Raw genomic sequence first — 20,413 nt, forward strand, 5'->3', positions numbered from 1 at the left:
TCATCCGCCTCAGCTCGATGCCCCGGACCGCGAACGGGAGATGATGAAGCCCGCCACGAAGTTGACGAGCATCGTGATCAGGAACATCACGAGGCCGGCGGCCATCAGCGCGGAGATCTCGAACGGGCTCGCCTCGCCGTTGCGCAGCGCGATGAGCGCGCTGATCGAGTTCGTGCCGGTCGAGAGCACCTGCCAGTTGATGACGAAGATCGGCGAGATCACGAGGTAGACCGCGATCGTCTCCCCCAGCGCCCGCCCGAGGCCCAGCATCGTGCCGCCGATGATGCCGCCGAGCCCGAACGGGTAGACGACGCTGCGGATCATCCCCCACTTCGACGCGCCCAGCGCGTACGCGCCCTCGCGCTCCCCCATCGGCGCCTGCGAGAACACCTCCCGCATGATCGACGCGGCGATGGGCGCGACCATCATCGACACCACGAGCCCGGCGAGGAACGCGGATGCCGTGAACACCGTCGGCGTCGCGAGCGGGTCATCCGGGTTGAACTTCGAGACCGCGAAGATCGGGATCCATCCGAGGTACGTACTGATCCACTGCGCGACCGGCAGGATCGCGCCCTCGAGCCAGAACATCCCCCACAGGCCGTAGACCACCGAGGGGATCGCCGCCATCAGGTCGATGATGCCGATGAGGAGGCGCTTCAGGCCCTGCGGCGCGTATTCCGAGATGTATGTGGCCGTGCCCATCGCGAGGGGCACGGCCACACAGATCGCGATGAGGCCGATCGTGACCGTCCCGAACAGGACCGCGGCGATCCCGAAGTTGCCGCTGTTCGGTTCCCACGCCTGCGTCGTGAGGAACGAGGGGCCGGCGGAGACGATCGCCTGCGCCCCGCGGATCGCGAGGAACAGCCCGACGAGCGTCATGATCGCCAGCACGATCACGCCGCCGCCGTGCGCGCCGAAGCGGAACAGGCCGTCCGACAGGCTGCGCTTCGAGGTCAGGGACCGCGGGCGGTCCTCGGTGCCGACCGCCGCCTCGACCTTCCGCTCCTCGTCCTCGCGGACGAGCGTGGGCTGTGACATCCGTGCTCCTGGGCTCGATGAAGTCATCGGGAGATCCGCCGGCTCGAGGTGGGGGGATCCGTCGAGCAGACGCGGCAAGCCTGTGCGACAGGCCCGCCGAATGCGAGCGCAGCCTCCCCGTTTGGCGACGAACGCCTCCGGACCCGAGGAGAAACAATTGATGAACGCGGGGCCCGATCTGTTGCCGCATCCTTGACACGGACGTAGCCTTCGCACGGCCCGACCGAAGCCCGAGGAGACCCCCGGAATTCCGGGGGAGCGAGGCGCCAGGTCGAACACCGACGCTCGTCGGCGACTTTTTTTCAGATTTCATCCGTAGTGATGACGTCGGACCGCCATCCGGGGAAGCCTGGGAGGATGTCGGAGGAGAAGAACCGCTCTCCGCAGGGCTCGCCCGAGGTGGGAACCGTGACCGAATCACCGGCAAGCGACGTCGCGAAGACGACGGCCGAGGACGATGCCGTGCCCTGGCGAGGTCTCGACGCGATCCTCCCCACACGCCGGCTGCCGCTCGCCCTGAGTCTCGTCCTGTTCCTCACGGTGCTCGTGCAAGGGCTGCTGGATCCGATCGCCTTCATCCTCGACGGCAGACGCGAGTGGCCGTATGCGATCCCGCTCTGGGGGTCGATCCTCCTCGTCCTCGTGTTCTGCGCCGCGCAGGCGGCCCTGCTGCTCCTGACGACACGATGGGCCGCGGTCGCGGTGGCGGCGACGATGGCGGTATACCTCGCGGCGCTCTTCGTCCTCAACGCGCCGGCGTGGGTCGCACCCATGCAGCTCGCGGTGATCGCGGCGCTGTTCCTGTTCGGCGCGCGACGCACGGTCGCGATGACGCTGACGATGCTCCTCGCGATCATCGTCGCGCAGGTCCTCGCCCTCATCGCCTGGGCTGGCATCAACGAACTCACCCCCGGCACCGCGACCGGGTTCATCCTCGGCCAGGCTGCGGGCGCCGCCGCGGCCTTCACGCTGGCGGCGGTCGTCGGACTCTGGTGGGGGGCACAGTCACGACGGGTCGCACGATTGCGCGCGCAGGCCGAGAAAGAGCGGCGGGATCAGGAAGCACGGCTCGCCCACGCGCGGGAGGCCGAGCGGTCGCGGATCCTCCAGGAGCTTCACGACGTCGCCGGCCAGCACATCACCGGTCTCCTGTCGCTCACCGACGCCGCGCTCATGATCGCCGATCAGTACTCGCCCGATGCGCTCACGCTCCTCACGGAGGCGCGCTCGGAGGCGCGCTACGCGGCAGCCAGCCTCTTCTCGGCGCTCCACGACCTGCGCGCGACCGATCCGACGACGGCGGAGGCCACTCCCGGCGTTCTCGACCTCGCCGACCTCGTCGAGTTCTGGCGGAAACGTGGTGTACGCGTGCACATGCAGACATCAGGTGCGATAGGGTCTCTGCCCGCCGTCATCTCGACGAGCGCCTACCGAATCGCGCAAGAGGCGCTGACCAACGCCGTCAAGCACTCCCCCGGCACCTCGATCGACCTCGATGTGGACATCACCGATGATCAGCTCCGGATCGAGGTCACCAACGGACCCTCTCGCCGCGGGCTGCCCGACCCGGCATCGTTCGGGCTGGGCTGGGGCCTCACCGGCCTGCAGGAGCGCGTCGGCCTCCTGGGCGGCTCGCTGAGCGTCGGCCCCACCGAGCGCGGCGGGTGGCGGGTGCACGCGACGATCCCGATCATGGATGCCGCCAGCGAGTCGGCCACGGCAGGATACGTGTCGTGACCGAACGACCGACGCGGGTGCTCATCGCCGACGACAATCGCGCCTACCGGAAAGGCGTTCGACTCCGGCTCGAACAGATCCCCGGGATCGCCGTCGTCGGCGAGGTGTCCAACGGGGCCGACGCGGTTCTCGCGGCGGAAGCCGAGCGTGCCGACGTCGTCCTCATGGACCTCCAGATGCCCGGTGGCAGCGGGATCGACGCGACGCGTGCACTGACCGGCCCTCGGGCGACGCGGCGCATCGCCGTCGTCGTCGTGACGAGCCATGCGTCCGACCGCTTCGTGTTCGAGGCCCTGGACGCCGGTGCGGTTGGATACCTCCTGAAGAACCACGACACCGCGCAGCTCGTGGAGGCCGTCCACGCCGCGGCGACGGGCGCGGGCGTCATCTCGCCGCGCGTGACACCCGCGGTCATTCGCGAGCTCACTCGGAGGGGCCAGCACCCGGAGGCGGATCCGGCCGCTCCTCTCACCGCCCTGACGGCCGCCGAGTACGCGATCGCCGAGGAGCTCAGCAGGGGGTTCACGACGAACGAGGCGCTCGCCGACCGCCTCGGTGTGTCCATCAACACGATCCGGACCCAGCTGAGGTCCGCGCTGAAGAAGACGAAGCTCGCCGACCGCACCCAGCTCGCGCTCTGGGCGGTGCGGAACGGGCTGGATCAGCGGTAGGCATCATCCGATCGGATGAAATTTGAAAAATAGCCTCCGGACCCTCGAACCCTGCTCTGCGCTGGTCACGCGGTCATGAGAGCCCTCTCACGACCGCGTCGGAGCCGGCGCGGAGCGACCGCGGCGTCGCCATACTGACGACGAACGCACTCCGGCCAGGCACTCCGGATTGTCGCGTGAGGAGAGGCGACGACCGTGGATGCGATCTACCCGCGCTTTGCGCGAGCGGATGCCGTCTTCTATGAGGACCCTTCCCGCGTCGCCGTTCCCGAGGCGGCACGCTTCACCGTTCCCGCCGACCTCGATTGGGCCGGCTGGACGAGCCGGGGCGACGGGAACTGGTCGGCGTGGTTCCCACCCGCAGGCGGGCTTCCCGAACAGGGCTGGAAGATCCACGTCAGCGCAACTCTCGATGTGGCCGGACACGTCCTCGAGCAGGTCGCACGGTACTGCCACTCGGAGGGGGTCGCCTTCAAACACCTGCCGCACCGGGGCGCCCTCTTCGGCACCAACGCGAAAGATGCGGACCGGACCGGCTCCGGCAAGTTCGTCACCCTCTACCCCGCCGACCTCACCGCGCTGCGAGACGCGCTCGACACGCTGGACGCGCGGATCGGCGGGATGCCGGGGCCGTACATCCTCTCGGATCTCCGCTGGCGTCGCGGTCCGCTCTCCGTCCGCTACGGCGCCTTCCGCCATCAGTCGATCGCCGGCGGGGAGGGTTTCGAGGTCCTCGCGCTGCGTCATCCGGACGGACACCTCGTCGAGGACGTGCGCGACACCGCGTTCACGCCCCCGGAGTGGGTGGAGCTGCCCGACTTCCTCGCCGCGCAACGAGAAGCCCTGGGCGGGCAAGAGCCCCCACCAGGCTTCCCGCGGATCCTCGGCGCGCTGCACCACTCCAATGCCGGCGGCGTGTACGACGGCGAGGACGTATCGAGCGGTACCCGGATCGTCCTCAAGGAAGGCCGCCCGAACGCCGGGTACACCCCCGACGGACGGGACGCGGTCGCGCGGCTGTTCGACGAGGAGACCACCCTGCGGAGACTCGCAGGCCTGCCGGTGGCCCGCGTGCACGACGCGTTCACGCTGCTCGGACACCGCTATCTCCTGCTCGGTCGCGTCGAGGGCGAATCGCTGCAGTCGTCGATCGTGCTGCGCGGTCCCTTGATCCGCGCGGACAGCGCACCCGCCGACCGCGCCGAGTACCGGCGCTGGGCGCTCGAGGTGACGGAACGCGTCGAGGAGGCTCTCTCGCTCGTGCACGACGCCGGGTTCACGCACGGTGACGTGCACCCCGGCAACGCGGTGATCGGTGCGGACGGCCGGGTCACCCTCCTGGACCTCGAGATGTCTCAGCCGATCGCCGCGGAGGAGCCGGTGATCGTCGGCGCACCGGGCTTCCGGGCGGCCGACGGGCGCATGGGCCGCGGAGCCGACCGATACGGTCTCGCGTGCATCAAGATCTTCGTCTTCTACCCGCTCACCGCTCTGCTCGATCTGGATCCGGGCAAGGCCGGCGACCTCGTGCGCGCAGCGGCCCGGACGTTCGCGCTCGATGACGCGTGGGCGGACGCCGTGCATCGCGATCTCGCCCTCACCCGGCCCGCCGCCGACGATCCCGCGACCGTGGCGCGTATCGACGATGCCGTTGCCCGATGGGACACCCACGACGCCGCGGCGGTGCAGGGCCTGTGCGCCGAGATCGCGGCCGAGCTCGCGGCGAGCGCAGATTTCACGCGCGAAGACCGTGCCTGGCCGGGCGACCCGCAGCAGTTCTCCGAAGACGGCGTCGGCCTGGCTCACGGCGTCGCCGGCATCGTGCACGCGCAGACCATCGCGGGGCAGGCCCCGGATGAGCGGGCTCTGACCTGGATCGAGTCCGCCCTCCGGCGCCCTGCCGATCCGCGTCGCCCGCATCGCCCCGGCCTCTGGGACGGCCTGGCCGGCGTCGCCTGGCTCGATCGCCGGCTCGGGCGGCACGACAACGCCGACGCCGCGCTCGGCCGGCTTCGCGGCATCGACGTCGCGTCGCTCGGGTCGGACCTCTACGGTGGGCTGCCCGGACTCGGACTGCTGTTCCTCGACGAGTGCGACGCCGATCCGACCCTGGAGGCGGAGGCCCTGCGGATCGCCGGCATCCTGCGGACGCGTCAGGACGCCCGTCCGCCGCTCGCCGAGGATTCGTCGGATCGGCGCGTCCGAACGGGCAGCGGCGGCCTCCTGCGCGGCCCCACGGGGACGGCGCTGTTCGCTCTGCGCCTCTTCGAGCGGACGGGCGACGCAGACCATCTGCAGCTCGCGCTCGACGCCCTCACGTACGACCTCGACCACTGCCTCCCCGCCGTCGACGGGTCGCTGCAGATCAACGAGGGCTGGCGCCTGATGCCGTACCTCGCCGCCGGCTCCGCCGGAGTCGGGCTCGTCGCGGCCCAGGCGATCCGCCACCTCGACGCGCCGGAACGCCTGCTGCACCCGCTCGCCGCGATCCGTCGCGCCGCCCGCACCGACTTCGCCATCGAGTCGGGCCTGTTCCAGGGTCGCGCCGGAATGATCGTGTTCCTCGCCGCACTCGTCCAGCTGGGACTGTCGTCGCCCGAGGACGAGGCCGCGCTCACGCACCATGTCGCCGAGCTTCGACTGCACGCGCTCCGCCGACCGCACGGGATCGCGTTCCCCGGCCAGGCACTTCTGCGCGTCTCGTGCGACTTCGCCACCGGGTCCGCCGGGGTCCTCGCCGCGCTGCGCACGTACGCGGGCCTGCTCGAAGACCGACCGGCCGGCCCGATCCATGTCCCGCTGCTGATGCCCTCCGCAGCGTCCCCGACCGCGGGGAGGAGGTGAATCCCATGGGATACCTGCTCAGCCTCCAGACCATCGAACGAGGCGATGACGACCGCGCCCGCAACGCTCTCGTCAGCACCTTCAGCGTCACCGCCTGCCTCAGCACGACATCGACGTCGATCTGCTGACCTCGGCCTTCTGTGACCGGGCGCTCGCAGGGGGAGCGCCCGGTCAGCGGTCAGTACGCCCCCTCCCCATGCGGCAGGGCCGCGGCATCCGTCCACACCGTCGATCCCCGGCCGGATCTCCCGGAATCGCGATGGCAATCTGGTGAGCGTTCCCGCAGAATCGGAGGGTGACCGTCGTGACCGAACCGCAGGTATGGACCCTGCTCGGCGTGTTCGCCGCCCTCATGCTCGGCGGGATGACGCTGATGACGACGCTGCTCGGCCGCTCCATGACCACCGCGATCAACGGCCTCCGCGGCGAGATGACCGGCCTTCGCGGGGAGATGACGGGCGGCTTCGAGTCGGTGAGCGGTGGCTTCGCGGCCGTCCACGCCCGGATCGACGAGGTCAACACGCGCTTCGACGCGGTCAACACGCGCTTCGACGCGGTGAACACGCGGATCGACGGGCTCCGGGGGGAGATGAACGCGCGCTTCGACGCGGTCAACAGCCGGATCGACGGCGTGGAGAGACGCATCGACCACCTCGACCGCGACGTCGACGCACTGACCCGGCAGGTCTTCCGCGACCGTCCGGAATCGCTCTAGACCAGGGACTGCCGCCACGCGCTGTGGAGCTGCGCGAAGCGGCCCGTGCCGGCGATCAGCGTGTCGGGCGCGTCGTCCTCCACGACCTGTCCGTGCTCCATGACGAGCACCCGGTCGGCGATCGCGACCGTCGACAGCCGGTGCGCGATGATGATCGCGGTCCGGTCGGCGAGCAGGGTCTGCAGCGCCTCCTGGATGAGCCGCTCGCTCGGGATGTCGAGCGACGCGGTCGCCTCGTCGAGGATGAGGACCGCGGGATCGGCGAGGAACGCGCGCGCGAACGAGATGAGCTGCCGCTGCCCCGCCGACACGCGCCCGCCGCGCTTGTTCACGTCGGTGTCGTAGCCTGCGGGGAGCGCGCTGATGAAGCCGTCCGCCCCCACCGCGCGAGCCGCCGCTCGGATCTCGTCCAGAGTCGCGTCGGGCTTGCCGAGTGCGATGTTGTCGGCGACCGTGCCGCTGAACAGGTACGCCTCCTGCGTCACCATCACGATCGCGCGGCGGAGGTCGTCCTGATCCAGCTCACGCAGGTCGACGCCGTCGAGGGTCACGGCACCGGCCGTCGGGTCGTAGAACCGGGCGACGAGCTTCGCGAGCGTCGACTTCCCCGCACCGGTGGTGCCGACGAGCGCGACCGTCTGCCCGGCGGGGATGTCGAGGTCGAAGTCGGGCAGGATGACCCGCCCGTTGCCGTACGCGAACTCGACGTCGGCGAACCGCAGGTGCCCGCGGGCGTGCGCGAGGGCGACGGGACGCCGGGGCTCCGGCACGCTCAGCTCCTCCTCCAGCACGCCCGACACCTTCTCGAGCGCCGCCGCGGCGGACTGGTACGAGTTCAGGAACATCGCCACCTCCTGCAGCGGCGAGAAGAAGTTCCGCACGTACAGGACCGCGGCCAGCAGCACGCCGATGTCGAGGACGCCGTTCGCGACGCGGATGCCGCCCCACAACAGCACCGTCGCGAGCGTGAACGCCGAGATCGTCATGAGTCCCGGCTCGAACGTGCCGAACAGGCGCAGCGACGCCACGTTGACGTCGCGGTACTCCGCCGACACCTCCGCGAACTCGCGGTCGCCGCGCGGCTCGGTGCGGAACGCCTTCACGGCGCGGATGCCGGTCATGGTCTCGACGAACTGCACGATCACCTTCGCGCTCACGACGCGCGAGCGGCGGTACGCGAGCTGCGAGCGCCGGTAGAACCAGCGCATGAGGATCGCGAGCGGCACGCCCGCGAGCACGAGCACGACGCCGCTCTGCCAGTCGAGCAGGATCAGCGCGATGAGCGTGAAGCTCCCGTAGAGGATGCCCGAGACGAGCTCGTTCAGGCCGCCGTCGAGGAGCTCCCGGATCGAGTCGAGGTCGCTCGTCTGCCGCGAGATGATGCGGCCGGACGTGTACGACTCGTGGAACTCCATGCTGAGCCGCTGCGTGTGCCGGAAGATCCGCACGCGGAGGTCGAGCATGACGGATTGCGTGATGCGCGCCGCGACGACGGCGTACCAGCCGATGAGCAGCGCGCCGCCGATCGCCGCGGCCAGGTACACCGAGACGACGCCGATCGTCGGCATCCAGTCCATCCGCTCGATCACGGCGGGCAGCGCGTTGTCGATCCCGTACGCGATCAGCGCGGGGCCCGCGACCTGCAGCGCGGTCGAGGCGACGAGCACGATCGCGGCGAGCGCGAGGTGCCAGCGCAGCGGGCTCACGAGCGAGCCCAGCAGCCGCAGCGAGCGGCGGCGGATCGCGCGGCTCTCCTCGCGGGTGTAGTCGCTGCGGTCCTCGCCGAGGGTTCCGGTGACGCCGGACATCAGGCGTCCTCCCCTTCGCGCACCCGGAACCGGCGCTCGGCGCCGGCGTACTCGGGGATGTCGATCGGCGTCGTGGGCACGTGGTGCTCGGCGTGGTCGGCCTCGAGGCTCGAGATCACGTAGCGGTAGTGCGCGGAGTCGCGCAGCAGCTCGGAGTGGGTGCCGACCGCCGTGACGCGGCCGTCCTCGAGGAGGGCGACCCGGTCGGCGAGCGCCACGGTCGAGGGCCGGTGCGCGACGATCAGGGCCGTCGTGCCGTCGAGGACGCGCCGGAGCCCCTCCTCGACCCGCGCCTCCGTGTCGACGTCGAGGGCCGACAGCGGGTCGTCGAGCACGAGCACGGACGGCCGCGCGGCCACCGCGCGCGCGAGGGCGAGGCGCTGCCGTTGCCCGCCCGAGAGACTCAGCCCCTCCTCACCGATGACGGTCTCGACGCCGTTCGGCAGTGTGTCGACGAACTCGGCCTGCGCGACCTGGAGCGCCTCGCGCATCAGCTCTTCGGCCTCGGCGCCGTCCTCATCGAGGTCGTCACGGCCGAGCAGGACATTGTGGCGGACGGATGCCGAGAACAGGGTGGCATCCTCGAACGCCATCCCGATATGGCGGCGCAGCTCCGCCAGCGACAGGTCGCGGACGTCGACGCCGTCGAGCAGCACCCGGCCGCCGGTCACGTCGTACAGGCGCGTCGGCAGGGTCGTGAGCGTCGTCTTGCCGGAGCCGGTGAGGCCCACGAGCGCCATCGTCTCCCCCGGCCGCAGCACGAGGTCGATGCCGTCGAGGAGGTCGCGGGAGTCGTCCGACGCATCCGGATACCGGAACCGCGCCCCCTCGAAGACCAGCTCGCCGCGGGGCTGGGCGATCGTGCGCGGAGTGTCCGGGTCCACGATCGTGTTCGGCGCGTCGAAGACCTCCATGATGCGGTCGGTCGCCGTGCGCGCGTCGAGGAGGAAGGAGAACAGGAAGCCGATCGACTCCATCGGCCAGCGCAACACCGTCGCCATCGCGAAGAACGCGAACAGCTGCGCCACCGACAGCTGGCCGAGCTGCACGAGCACGATGCCGGCGGCGAGGCAGAGTGCGAACGCGACCGCGGGCAGGAGCTCCAGCCAGAACCAGATCGTGCCGACCGCCCGCGCCTTCTGGATCTCCGTGCCCTGCAGCGACTCCGCCTGCACGCGGAACTTCCGCAGGGCGTGCGGGCCGCGCCCGAACGCCTTCAGGACGCGGATGCCGTGGACGCTCTCCTCGACCGCGGTCGCGAGGTCGCCGGCCTGGTCCTGGCTGCGGCGCGTCAGCATCCCGTACCGCTTCTCGAACCGGTATCCGACGTACCAGAGCGGCGTGGAGCACAGCAGGAAGATGAGGCCCAGCGCCCAGTGCCACGTGAAGAGGATCGCCGAGCCCACGACGATCGTGATGACGTTGACGACGAGGAGGATCACGCCGAACGAGATCCACCGCCGGATGAGGCCGATGTCCTGCATCATGCGGCTGAGGAGCTGACCGGACTGCCAGCGGTCGTGGAAGGCGACCGGCAGGCGCTGGAGCCGCTCGGAGAACTGCGTCCGCAGCGCGTACTCGATCTTCGTCGAGGGAATCAGCACGAACCGGCGCCGGAGCCAGACCAGGAACGCCTCGAGGAGGCCGAGGAGCAGCACGAGCACCGCGCCGCCCGCGATCTGCCGCACGTCGCCGGAGCTCACGGGGCCGGAGACGACGGCCTCGAGCAGCAGCGGCACGCTCAGCGCGACGAGGCTCGCCGCCATCGCGCTGCCCGCGCCGAGCAGGAGGCGCGGCAGCACGGGGCGCGCGAACGGCACGAGGCGCGCGAGGGCGCGGAGCGTGGAAGGAGACGAAGAGGCCATGGTTCAGTGCGACGGGAGGGCGGACGGAGCGCAGTGCCCCGTAAGGGAAGCGCGGGGGCCGGCCGGAGTATTCCGTCATGGCCGCGCGGCGCGCGGACAGCCCTCCAGGCTAACTCAGGCCGCTGTAGACGTGGAGGCCCTTGAAGAACATGTTGACGATCGTGAAGTTGAACATGACCGCGGCGAAGCCGATGATCGACAGCCACGCGGAGCGGGTGCCGCGCCAGCCGCGCGTCGCACGGGCGTGGATGTAGCCGGCGTACAGCACCCAGATCACGAAGGTCCACACCTCCTTCGTGTCGAAGCCCCAGTAGCGGCCCCAGGCATCGTTCGCCCAGATGGAGCCGGCGATGAGCGTAAAGCTCCAGAAGATGAAGCCGATGATCGCGAACCGGTACGCGAGCGACTCGAGCGTCTCCGCGCTCGGAAGGATGCGGAGGAAGCGCGGGCTCGTCGACACCGTCGCGCCCGACTCCGCGGCCTGCGCGACGCGGCGCTCCCGGCGCGACTGCAGCAGCTGCGTGACCGACAGGGCGAACGCGAGCGCGAAGAAAGCCGTGCCGAGCGACGCCACGAACACGTGGATGACGAGCCAGATGCTCTTGAGCGGGTCGGCCAGCGGCACGATCTGCGTGTAGAAGCCGACGGCGGTACCGCCGAGGAGGAGCGCGACGAGGCCCGTGATGAAAGCGCCCAGGAAACGGAGGTCGTACCAGAACAGGACAAGGAGGTAGACCGCGACGATCAGCAGCGTGCCGGTCAGCGCGAACTCGTACATGTTCGACCACGGGACACGGCCGGCGGCGATCCCGCGGGTCAGCTCGGCGCCCAGGTGGAAGAGGAAGGCGAGCCACGTGAGCGCGGTGCCGATCCGGGCGAAGACGGGCCGTTGCCGCGCCCGACCCCGCGCCTTCAGCGCCGTGGCCGCGGCGTCCTGACGCTCCTGCACGTCGGAGATCGTCTCTCCGGATGCCTCGACCGCGCCGCCGACACCGCCCGCGGCGACGAGCTCCCGCTGCCGCGTCCGCGCGTCCTGTGCCTCGACCGCGAGTTCCGAACGGCGCGCGAGGTCGATCGCGTAGGCGATGAACGCGAGGGCGTAGATCGCGATGGCCGTCCAGACCAGAAGGACTGAGACGTCGTCGAGGCTCATCGTTCCGGCTCCGGGCATGCGAGCATTCTACGCACGCCGCTTAGGGGAGCGACGTCGCGTGCTTCTGCGCGAACTGCGCGACGGCGCCCTCGAGCGCGGGATCCTCGCCGCGCGCGAGCGCGGCGTATTCGAGGCGGACGGAGGATCCCTGCGGGGTGGCCTTCATCCACATGCGCCGGCGCGGGATGAACAGGGCCGAGAGCAGCCCCAGGATCGCGATGACGGCGAACGCGAGCACCCAGGGGGCCGCGATGTCGCGGTGGATGGAGAGCGACACGAAGCGCTTGACGGATCCGTCGAAGCTCGTCGACCCGGGGGCGGCCTCGTTGTCGAAGGTCACGGTGCCGAGTCCGTTCGGCAGGTCGGCGGTCTGGCCGGGTTGCAACTGCAGCGCCGGATTGCTCGTGTTCGGACCGGCGAGCTGCTGCATCGACGACGTGTCCAGCGTGTACACCGACCGCGGGGTGCCGTCGTTGATCCCGAGGTCGCCCTGGTAGACGCTGAGCGTGAGCTCCGGGTAGACGAGGTCGGGGTAGACCGAGGTCAGGGCACCGGTCGTCAAGGCCTGCGCGGTCGGGTAGAAGAAGCCGACGAGGCCGAGCTGCTGCGGCATCCCGTCGGTGACCTTGATGACCCCGAGCGACGTGAGGTTCTTGTCCTGCGGGAGGAAGGGCACCGAGTCGTGGAACACGACGGTGCCGGCGGCGTTCCGCACGGTGATCGTGGGCGCGTAGCCGTTGCCGAGAAGGTAGATGCGGTCGCCGCCGATGTCGAGCGGGTGGTTGACGCGTACGTCGCCCTTCTGCGGCTGCTGGCCCGCGATCTGCGTCGTGAGAGAGGCCACGAAGTCGCCGGCCTGGCCGCCGCCGCTCTGGTCGGCCGGCACGTACGACACCGCGAAGTGGTCGAGCGTCAGCGAGTAGGGCACGAGCTGGTCCTCGTTCACGAACCGGCCGGGGTTGAAGGACGAGTAGTCCGTGAGCGCGTTGACGAACGTCGTCCCCTCGACCACGACGCGCTGCCCCGTGTACGTGAAGGCGCCCCCGAGGCCCACGGCGAGGAGGACGCCGACGAGCGCCGCGTGGAAGACGAGGTTGCCGGTCTCGCGGAGGTATCCGCGCTCGGCGGAGACCGAGAACGCGCCACGGCCGTCGTAGCGCTCGACGCGGTAGCCCGCCGACTTCAGCTGCTGCTGCGCGAGCTCGACCGCGTGCTCCGCGGCGGCGGCCTGATCGGTGCCGGGGGCGACCTCGATGAGGGTCGACCGGTAGGCGTCCAGCCGCGAGAGCCGCACCGGCGTCCGCGGCGGCCGGGCGCGCATGGCCTTCCAGTGCTGTCGCGTGCGGGGGATGATGCAGCCGACGAGCGAGACGAACAGCAGGATGTAGATCGCCGAGAACCACACCGAGGTGTAGACGTCGAACAGCTGCAGCTTGTCCAGGATCGGCGCGAGGCCGGGGTTGTCGGTGAAGTACTGCGTGACGCCGTTCGGGTCCGCGCTGCGCTGCGGGAAAATCGAGCCCGGCACCGCCGCGATCGCGAGCAGCAGGAGGAGCACGAGCGCCGTCCGCATCGTGATGAGCTGCCGCCACGCCCAGCGGAGCCATCCGAGCGGACTCAGCGCGGGCTGCGCGATCGCCTCGCCGTCGTCCCCCACGGCGGGCTCGGCCTCGACGATGGTGTCGATGTGGTCGGACGGCCGCAGCGGATCGACCGCGGCCTCGGGGTCGTCAGAGCGGTAGCGGGACATTCTGGAGCACCCCCTGCAGTTGCGACATGACGGCGGTCCAGACGCCCGTGACCATGAGCAGTCCGAGGACGATCAGCAGCGCGCCGCCGACGAGGTTGACGGTGCGGATGTGGCGGCGGAGGAACCCGACCGAGCGGGTCGCCCAGCCGAAGCCGAGCGCGATCAGGACGAACGGGATGCCGAGGCCGAGCGAGTACGCGAGGCCCAGGAGCGCCGCGCGCCACGGGTCGCCCAGGTTCCACGAGACGGCGAAGATCGCGGACAGGGTCGGGCCGATGCACGGCGTCCAGCCGATGCCGAGCGCGACGCCGAGGAGCGGGGCTCCCACGATTCCGAGGTTGCTCTTGACGTTCGCCCGGACGCTGCGCTGCGCGATCCCGAACACGCCGATGAAGACGAGGCCGAGGAGGATCACGACGACCCCGAGGATGCGCGTGATCAGGTCGCCGTATGCGAGGAAGAACCGCCCGAGCGCGCCGCCGAGGACGTTGATCGCGACGAACACGACCGTGAAGCCCGCGATGAACAGCAGCACGCTCAGCAGGAGCCGACCGCGCGCGGGCGCGTCCCCGCCGCTGTCCGTTCGCCGTGACGCGGCGCCGCCGAGGAACCCGAGGTAGCCGGGGACGAGCGGCAGCACGCACGGCGACAGGAACGAGACGAGGCCCGCCGCGACCGCGATCGGCAGCGCCACCCACAGCGCGCCGCCGACGAGGGCGCCCGGGTTCACGAGGTCTCCGCCAGCGCGTCGCGCACGAGGGCGGTCAGGATCGAGGCATCCGGGAGCTCGCCGATGACACGCGCCGCGACGCGGCCCTTCTTGTCGAGGACCAGCGTGACCGGCGTCGAGCTGAGCGGGGCCGCGTTCGCGAACGCGAGCTTGACCGCGCCGTCGTTGACGGCGATGACGCTCGGGTACGTGACGCCGTAGTCGCTCGCGAACGAGAGCGAGGTCTGCGGCTGGTCGTACGTGTTGATGCCGAGGAACGCGACATCCTGCCCGGCGAACGACTGCAGCGCCGACTCGAGCCGCGGCGCCTCGACCCGGCACGGGCCGCACGCCGCGTACCAGAAGTTCACGACGAGCACGTCGCCCGTGTAATCCGTGTTCGACACGGGCTTGCCGTTGTCGAGCGTGCCCTGGAAGACGACCGGATCGCCGCGGTCCGCCGGCGCGATCTCCTTCGTGGCGAAGTCGCCCGCGACGAAGCCCTTGTTGTCGCCGGCCCGGTACTGGTCGGCGAGCGGGTCGTTCGAGCAGCCCGCGAGCACGAGCGCCCCCGCGAGCACGAGGGATGCCGCGGCGAGCCCCCGCCGCACTCGGCGCATCACACCGCCCCCACGTCGATCGCGCCCACGGTCGACGCGGGCTCGCGGTAGTCGACCTCGACCCAGCGGTCGTCGTGGCGTTCGAAGCTCGTGATGCTCGACAGCGCGCAGCGCCGGGCCCGCGGGTCGTGGCGGAGCGACGCACCCGCGACCGCGAGGTGCGTGATCCAGATCGGGAGCTGGTGCGACACGATCACGACGTCACCGCCGGCGGTACGGTTCCAGGCATCCGTCATGGCCGCCTCCACGCGGTGGACGACCTTCGCGTAGGGCTCGCCCCAGCTCGGCACGGACGGCCGGACCAGGTGCCGCCAGTTCAGCGGGTTCCGGAGTGCACGGCGCATGACGCGCCCCTCGAACACGTTGGTCGGCTCGATCACGCGCTCGTCGACGAGCGGCTCGACGCCGAAGAGCTCCTCGAACGGCTCGGACGACTCCCGCGCGCGCTGCAGCGGCGAGCACAGGAGCGCGCCGACCGGGCGGCCGTCGGCGTGCACCGCGTTCGCGGCATCCCGCGCCATCCGCCGGCCCTCCGCAGTCAACGCGAAGCCCGGCAGGCGTCCGTACAGGATGCCGTCAGGATTGCGGACCTCCCCGTGGCGCACGAGATGGAGGCGGTCGGCGGGCACCCGCTCAGTCTACGTGCGGGTCCGCTATGGGGAGCCTGAGCGTCCGCGGGGAGCCTGGGCGTCAGAGCACGCCGGACGCGAGCGCGACGCCGGCGTACCAGAGGATCGCGAGCGCGATGAAGCCGACGAGCGGGATCCAGAACGTGAACGCCCGCCGCAGGACCCCGCGGATGACGAGGAACAGGCCGGCGAAGAACACGACGATCGGACCGAACGTCACCAGGACGAGACCGACCGTGATGCCGGGTCCGCTGCAGTCGCCCGTGCAGGTCGACGCCGTGGTGCCGGCGATCATCCCCGCGTACGACGCCGTCATCCCCAGGACCGCGAGCACCAGCATCAGCACGAGCGTCGCCGCGAGGTCCCAGGGGTTCCGCCGCTCGCGGACCGGCTCCGGCCCGCGACGACGCTCGGGCTCCTCGGGCCTGTCGCGGTCGTGCGTCCGGTCGTACGTCACCCCGCCAGGATAGGGCGCGCGGGCGGGCCACCGTAGACTGGCTCCCCGTGAGCGAACGCGTCCTCGTCGAGCAGTTGCAGTCCCTCCCCGACGGCCCGGTGACGGTGTCCGGATGGGTCGAGACCGTCCGCGATCAGAAGAAGGTGCAGTTCGTCATCCTCCGCGACGAGACCGGCGCCGTGCAGCTCGTGAACCCGGCGACGCGCGAGCTCGCCGAGGGCGCGACGGCGGAGGATGCCGCAGCGCTCGCCCTCACGGAGTCGATCTCCGCGCTCACCACGGGCACGTTCCTGACGGCGACCGGCGTCCTCAAGCACGACGAGCGGGTCAAGCTCGGCGGCGTCGAGGTGAAGATCGCGGGCCTCGACATCGCGGCATCCGCTCTCCCCGAGACGCCGATCGCGGCGGACAGCGGACTCGACAAGCGCCTCGACTGGCGCTTCCTCGACCTGCGTCAGCGCCGCAACGCCCTCATCTTCCGCGTGCAGACGACGCTCGAGCACGCGATGCGCACGTACTGGATCGAGCGCGACTACATCGAGATCCACACGCCGAAGCTCATGTCGAGCCCGTCCGAGTCGCGCGCGGAGCTGTTCCAGCTCGAGTACTTCGGCGAGCAGACCGCGTACCTCGCGCAGAGCCCGCAGCACTTCAAGCAGATGGCGCAGGCCGCCGGCTTCGGCAAGGTGTTCGAGATCGCCGACGCGTTCCGCGCCGATCCGAGCTTCACGAGCCGCCACGCGACCGAGTTCACCTCGATCGACGCGGAGATCAGCTGGATCGACTCGCACGAGGACGTCGCCCGGATGCAGGAGGAGCTCCTCGCGGCAGCCTTCGCGGCGGTCAAGGAGAAGCACGGCGCGGAGATCGAGGAGCTGTTCGGCCTCGAGGTGACCGTGCCGACGCTGCCGTTCCCCCGCATCCCGCTCGCGGAGGCGCGCGAGATCGTGGCCGCGCGCGGGTACGAGATCCCGCGCACCGACGGCGACCTCGACCCCGAGGGCGAGCGGCAGATCTCCGCGCACGTCAAGGAGACGTTCAGGCACGACTTCGTGTTCATCACGGACTACCACGCCGAGATCCGGCCGTTCTACCACATGCAGGATCCGGAGACCGGGCTCACGAAGAGCTACGACCTCCTCTACCGCGGCACCGAGATCACGACGGGCGCGCAGCGCGAGCACCGGGTCGAGGTGCTCGAGGAGCAAGCGCGCGCGAAGGGCCTGGATCCCGCCGGCCTCGAGCACTACCTCGACTTCTTCCGCTACGGCGTGCCCCCGCACGGCGGCTTCGGCATGGGCCTCGCCCGCCTGCTGATGCTGCTGCTCGGCGAGTCCTCCATCCGCGAGGTGACCTTCCTCTTCCGGGGCCCCACCCGCCTCGCCCCCTAGCCCCGCCCCCCCCCCCCCCCCGCCCCGGGGCGGGCGGCCCCCCCCGCCGCCCCCCCCTCGCGGGCTGAGCGCGCCCGCCCAGCCCACCTCCTCTTCGCGAGCCCACCTCGCCGGCGCGCCGGGCACCCCGCCCGCGGGCCGGGCCCCGCGCGCCCCCACCCCATCCCACCTCCTCCTCGCGGGCCCACCCCTGCCCGCGCGCATAAGCAGGTGGTTTCGCGAGGAAGAGGTGGGTTCGCGACGAGGTGGGTGAGCGCGCGGGCGGGCACGGGCTGCGGGCGCGAGCGGGACGGGGCGCGGCGCGAGCCCTCCCTCACCCCCGGCGGGTTACCCCGACCCCAACCCGAATCCACGTCCTCCTCGCGAGCCCACCCCGTCCGCCGCGCGTGAGGAGGTGGGTTCGCGAGGAGGAGGTGGGTTCGTGGAGGGTGGGATGGGCGCGCGGGACGACGCGCGGGCGCCGGACCACGCGCGGGCGCGCGGAGCGCGGGGCGGGGGCCGGGGCGGGGGCTACAGGCGGAGGAGGGCGGTGGCGCGGACCATGGCGGTGCCGGCCTCCTCGGAGGCGGCCAGATCCACCTCGGCGCGGAGGCGCCAGTCGTGGTCGCCGGCGGGATCGTCCAGGGTCTGCTCCACCCGCCAGACGGAGGCATCCGACTCGTCGATCGACACGAGCGACGCGGACCGCGCCGGGCCCCCGGTCAGCAGCTCGTCGTGGTCCGCGAAGTACGCGTCGAGCGCGGCGGGCCAGTCCACGTCCGGATCCAGCTCGGCCAGCTCGTCCTCCCGCTCCAGGGCGATGAGCTGCACCCGACGGAACAGCTCGTTGCGCACGAGCACGAGGAACGCGCGGCGGTTCGTCAGCACCGACGGCGGCGCGGGCGGCACGACGGGCGCGGCCGGGTCGGCCGCCGGATTCACGAGACTCTCCCACTCGTCCACGAGGCTCGAGTCCACCTGCCGCACGAGCTCGCCGAGCCACGCGACGACGTCGAGCAGGGCCTCCGTCTGCGCCTCGGCGGGCACGGTCTGGCGGATCGCCCGATACGCGTCGCTGAGGTAGCGCAGCACGAGCCCCTCGCTGCGGGCGAGCTGGTAGACCGACACGAACTCGGCGAACGACAGCGCCCGCTCGAACATGTCGCGCACGACCGACTTCGGCGAGAGCTCGAAGTCCCGCACCCACGGCTGGCTCGACGCGAACACCTCGAACGACTGCGCGAGCAGCTCCTCGAGCGGCTTGGGGTACGTGACCTCCTCGAGCGCAGCCATCCGCTCGTCGTAGTCGAGGCCGTCGCGCTTCATCGCCGCGACCGCCTCCCCGCGCGCGAGGAACTGCTGCTGCGAGAGCACGGGACGCGGATCGTCGAGCGTCGCCTCGATGACGCTCACGACATCGAGCGCGTAGTGACCGGAGCCGGCGCCGGCCGCCGTGTCATCCGGATCAAGGAGCTCGATCGCCGCCAGCGCGAACGGCGAGAGCGGCTGGTTGAGCGCGAAGTTCGGCTGCAGGTCCACGGTCAGGCGGATGCCGCCGCCCGGGCCGGCCTCGACCACCCCGGCGGCGACCAGCGTGCGGAAGATCGCGAGCGCGCGACGCGCGAGCTCGTACTTCCGTGGCCGCGGCTCGTGGTTGTCGAACACGAGCGAGCGCACGTTGCCGAACACGTCCCCGCCGCGGGCGATGACGTTGATCAGCATCGCGGCGGTGAGCTGCAGCTGCGGCACGAGCGGCTCCGGCTCCGCCGCCACCAGCCGCTCGAACGAGGTCTGGCTCCAGTTCACGAACCCCTGCGGCGCCTTCTTCCGCACGATCTTGCGCTGCTTCTTCGGATCGTCGCCGGCCTTCGCGAACATCGCCGCGTTCTCGATCTCGTGCTCGGGGGCCATCACGACGACGGTCCCGGCCGTGTCGTAGCCGGCGCGTCCGGCGCGACCCGCGATCTGGTGGAACTCCCGAGCGCTCAGCTGCCGCATCCGCTGCCCGTCGTACTTCGCGAGCGCGGTGAGGAGCACGGTGCGAATGGGTACGTTGATGCCCACACCGAGCGTGTCGGTGCCGCAGATGACCCGCAGCAGCCCGCGCTGCGCGAGCGTCTCGACGAGCCGCCGGTACCGCGGCAGCATCCCCGCGTGGTGCACGCCGATGCCGGCACGCACGTACCGCGACAGCGTGCGACCGAACGCCGTCGTGAAGCGGAAGCCGCCGATCGCGTCCGCGATCTCGTCGCGCTGCTCCCGGCTCACCACGCGGATCGAGGACAGCGCCTGCGCGCGCTCCATCGCGGCCGCCTGCGAGAAGTGCACGATGTACACGGGCGCCTGCCGGGTCGACAGCAGCTCCTCGACCGTCTCGTGGATCGGCGTGCGCACATAGGAGAAATGCAGCGGGACGGGGCGCTCGACGCCTGTCACGAGGGCGGTCTGCCGACCGGTGCGGCGGGAGAGGTCGTCGGCGATCGCGCTGACGTCACCGAGGGTCGCGGACAGCAGCACGAACTGCGCGCGACGCAGGAGAAGGAGCGGCACCTGCCACGCCCAGCCGCGGTCGGGATCGCCGTAGAAGTGGAACTCGTCCATCACGACCTGGCCGACGTCGCTCTCGGCGCCGTGGCGCAGCGCGAGGTTAGCGAGGATCTCCGCCGTGCAGCAGATGATCGGGGCATCCGGGTTCACCGACGAGTCGCCGGTGACCATCCCGACGTTCTCCGCGCCGAACACGTCGACGAGCGCGAAAAACTTCTCGCTGACGAGGGCCTTGATGGGCGCCGTGTAGTACGTGCGCACTCCCCGGGCGAGGGATGCCGCGTGAGCGGCCACCGCGACGAGCGACTTCCCCGTCCCCGTCGGCGTGGACAGGATGACGTTCGCGCCCGAGACGATCTCGATGATCGCCTCGTCCTGCGCGGGGTACAGGGAGATCCCCCGCTCCCCCGCCCAGGCGACGAACCCGTCGTAGACCGCGTCCGGACTCGCGCCGGGCGGGACGAGCTCCGCGATCGAGGACAATCGAGGAGCGG

General features: G+C 71.0%; 16 protein-coding genes. 6 read left to right on the forward strand and 10 right to left on the reverse strand.

All coding sequences use genetic code 11. The annotated features are described in order from the left end of the window. Positions 1-9 precede the first annotated feature (9 nt). Positions 10-1,044 carry a phosphate ABC transporter permease subunit PstC gene (gene pstC / locus ABCS02_RS10080; protein ID WP_345835505.1) on the reverse strand — a complete coding sequence of 345 codons (1,035 nt, stop codon included), beginning with the start codon at positions 1,042-1,044 and terminating at the stop codon, positions 10-12. Between the two features lie 408 nt (positions 1,045-1,452). Between pstC and ABCS02_RS10085 the strand changes: the two genes are divergently transcribed. The 5 genes from ABCS02_RS10085 (at position 1,453) to ABCS02_RS10105 (ending at position 7,011) form a co-directional block, all read left to right on the forward strand. Then, complete coding sequence (locus ABCS02_RS10085; RefSeq protein WP_345835506.1) at positions 1,453-2,781, forward strand: ATP-binding protein; 1,329 nt, start codon at positions 1,453-1,455, stop codon at positions 2,779-2,781. After that, positions 2,778-3,452 carry a response regulator transcription factor gene (locus ABCS02_RS10090; RefSeq protein ID WP_345835507.1) on the forward strand — a complete coding sequence of 225 codons (675 nt, stop codon included), beginning with the start codon at positions 2,778-2,780 and terminating at the stop codon, positions 3,450-3,452. Before ABCS02_RS10085 ends, ABCS02_RS10090 begins: the two co-directional genes overlap by 4 nt. A gap of 195 nt (positions 3,453-3,647) precedes the next feature. Next, positions 3,648-6,296, forward strand: coding sequence for a class III lanthionine synthetase LanKC (gene lanKC / locus ABCS02_RS10095; RefSeq protein ID WP_345835508.1), 2,649 nt, complete (start codon positions 3,648-3,650; stop codon positions 6,294-6,296). Between the two features lie 5 nt (positions 6,297-6,301). Further along, positions 6,302-6,424 carry a hypothetical protein gene (locus ABCS02_RS10100; RefSeq protein ID WP_345835509.1) on the forward strand — a complete coding sequence of 41 codons (123 nt, stop codon included), beginning with the start codon at positions 6,302-6,304 and terminating at the stop codon, positions 6,422-6,424. Positions 6,425-6,591: 167 nt separating this feature from the next. Then, positions 6,592-7,011 (forward strand): hypothetical protein, encoded by a 420-nt coding sequence (locus tag ABCS02_RS10105; protein WP_345835510.1) that lies wholly within the window; start codon positions 6,592-6,594, stop codon positions 7,009-7,011. Here the strand turns inward: ABCS02_RS10105 and ABCS02_RS10110 are convergent. From ABCS02_RS10110 to ABCS02_RS10145, 8 genes are all read right to left on the reverse strand, one after another. Then, positions 7,008-8,819, reverse strand: a complete 1,812-nt coding sequence (locus tag ABCS02_RS10110; RefSeq protein WP_345835511.1) for an ABC transporter ATP-binding protein — start codon at positions 8,817-8,819, stop codon at positions 7,008-7,010. The genes ABCS02_RS10105 and ABCS02_RS10110 overlap by 4 nt on opposite strands. Further along, positions 8,819-10,684 carry an ABC transporter ATP-binding protein gene (locus ABCS02_RS10115; protein WP_345835512.1) on the reverse strand — a complete coding sequence of 622 codons (1,866 nt, stop codon included), beginning with the start codon at positions 10,682-10,684 and terminating at the stop codon, positions 8,819-8,821. The genes ABCS02_RS10110 and ABCS02_RS10115 overlap by 1 nt, the downstream gene beginning before the upstream one ends. 109 nt (positions 10,685-10,793) lie before the next feature. Then, complete coding sequence (gene ccsB, locus ABCS02_RS10120; protein ID WP_345835513.1) at positions 10,794-11,855, reverse strand: c-type cytochrome biogenesis protein CcsB; 1,062 nt, start codon at positions 11,853-11,855, stop codon at positions 10,794-10,796. Positions 11,856-11,877: 22 nt separating this feature from the next. Beyond that, positions 11,878-13,587: a cytochrome c biogenesis protein ResB gene (locus ABCS02_RS10125; RefSeq protein ID WP_345835514.1), complete on the reverse strand. Its 1,710-nt coding sequence runs from the start codon at positions 13,585-13,587 to the stop codon at positions 11,878-11,880. Continuing rightward, the gene (locus ABCS02_RS10130) at positions 13,568-14,317 is read right to left on the reverse strand and encodes a cytochrome c biogenesis protein CcdA (RefSeq protein WP_345835515.1); all 750 of its coding nucleotides are present in this window, start codon (positions 14,315-14,317) and stop codon (positions 13,568-13,570) included. Before ABCS02_RS10130 ends, ABCS02_RS10125 begins: the two co-directional genes overlap by 20 nt. Continuing rightward, on the reverse strand, positions 14,314-14,916 hold the full coding sequence (locus tag ABCS02_RS10135) for a TlpA disulfide reductase family protein (RefSeq protein WP_345835516.1): 603 nt from the start codon (positions 14,914-14,916) through the stop codon (positions 14,314-14,316). Before ABCS02_RS10135 ends, ABCS02_RS10130 begins: the two co-directional genes overlap by 4 nt. Beyond that, complete coding sequence (locus ABCS02_RS10140) at positions 14,916-15,545, reverse strand: histidine phosphatase family protein (protein WP_345835517.1); 630 nt, start codon at positions 15,543-15,545, stop codon at positions 14,916-14,918. The genes ABCS02_RS10135 and ABCS02_RS10140 overlap by 1 nt, the downstream gene beginning before the upstream one ends. A gap of 61 nt (positions 15,546-15,606) precedes the next feature. Further along, the gene (locus ABCS02_RS10145) at positions 15,607-16,116 is read right to left on the reverse strand and encodes a DUF6264 family protein (RefSeq protein ID WP_345836326.1); all 510 of its coding nucleotides are present in this window, start codon (positions 16,114-16,116) and stop codon (positions 15,607-15,609) included. Between ABCS02_RS10145 and aspS the strand changes: the two genes are divergently transcribed. Continuing rightward, positions 16,050-17,393, forward strand: a complete 1,344-nt coding sequence (aspS, locus tag ABCS02_RS10150; RefSeq protein WP_345835518.1) for an aspartate--tRNA(Asn) ligase — start codon at positions 16,050-16,052, stop codon at positions 17,391-17,393. The genes ABCS02_RS10145 and aspS overlap by 67 nt on opposite strands. Positions 17,394-17,903: 510 nt before the next feature. Here the strand turns inward: aspS and ABCS02_RS10155 are convergent. Next, entirely contained in the window at positions 17,904-20,402 is a 2,499-nt protein-coding gene (locus ABCS02_RS10155) for a DUF3516 domain-containing protein (protein ID WP_345835519.1), read from the reverse strand. Between the last annotated feature and the right edge of the window lie 11 nt (positions 20,403-20,413).

It is taken from the genome of Microbacterium sp. X-17 (assembly GCF_039615055.1).

Bases quoted from the DNA above. Each gene is read 5' to 3' on its own strand.
- pstC (WP_345835505.1), bottom strand. From the start codon at position 1,044: ATGTCACAGCCCACGCTCGTCCGCGAGGACGAGGAGCGGAAGGTCGAG.
- ABCS02_RS10100 (WP_345835509.1), top strand. From the start codon at position 6,302: ATGGGATACCTGCTCAGCCTCCAGACCATCGAACGAGGCGATGACGAC.
- ABCS02_RS10110 (WP_345835511.1), bottom strand. From the start codon at position 8,819: ATGTCCGGCGTCACCGGAACCCTCGGCGAGGACCGCAGCGACTACACC.
- ABCS02_RS10115 (WP_345835512.1), bottom strand. From the start codon at position 10,684: ATGGCCTCTTCGTCTCCTTCCACGCTCCGCGCCCTCGCGCGCCTCGTG.
- ccsB (WP_345835513.1), bottom strand. From the start codon at position 11,855: ATGCCCGGAGCCGGAACGATGAGCCTCGACGACGTCTCAGTCCTTCTG.
- ABCS02_RS10125 (WP_345835514.1), bottom strand. From the start codon at position 13,587: ATGTCCCGCTACCGCTCTGACGACCCCGAGGCCGCGGTCGATCCGCTG.
- ABCS02_RS10135 (WP_345835516.1), bottom strand. From the start codon at position 14,916: ATGCGCCGAGTGCGGCGGGGGCTCGCCGCGGCATCCCTCGTGCTCGCG.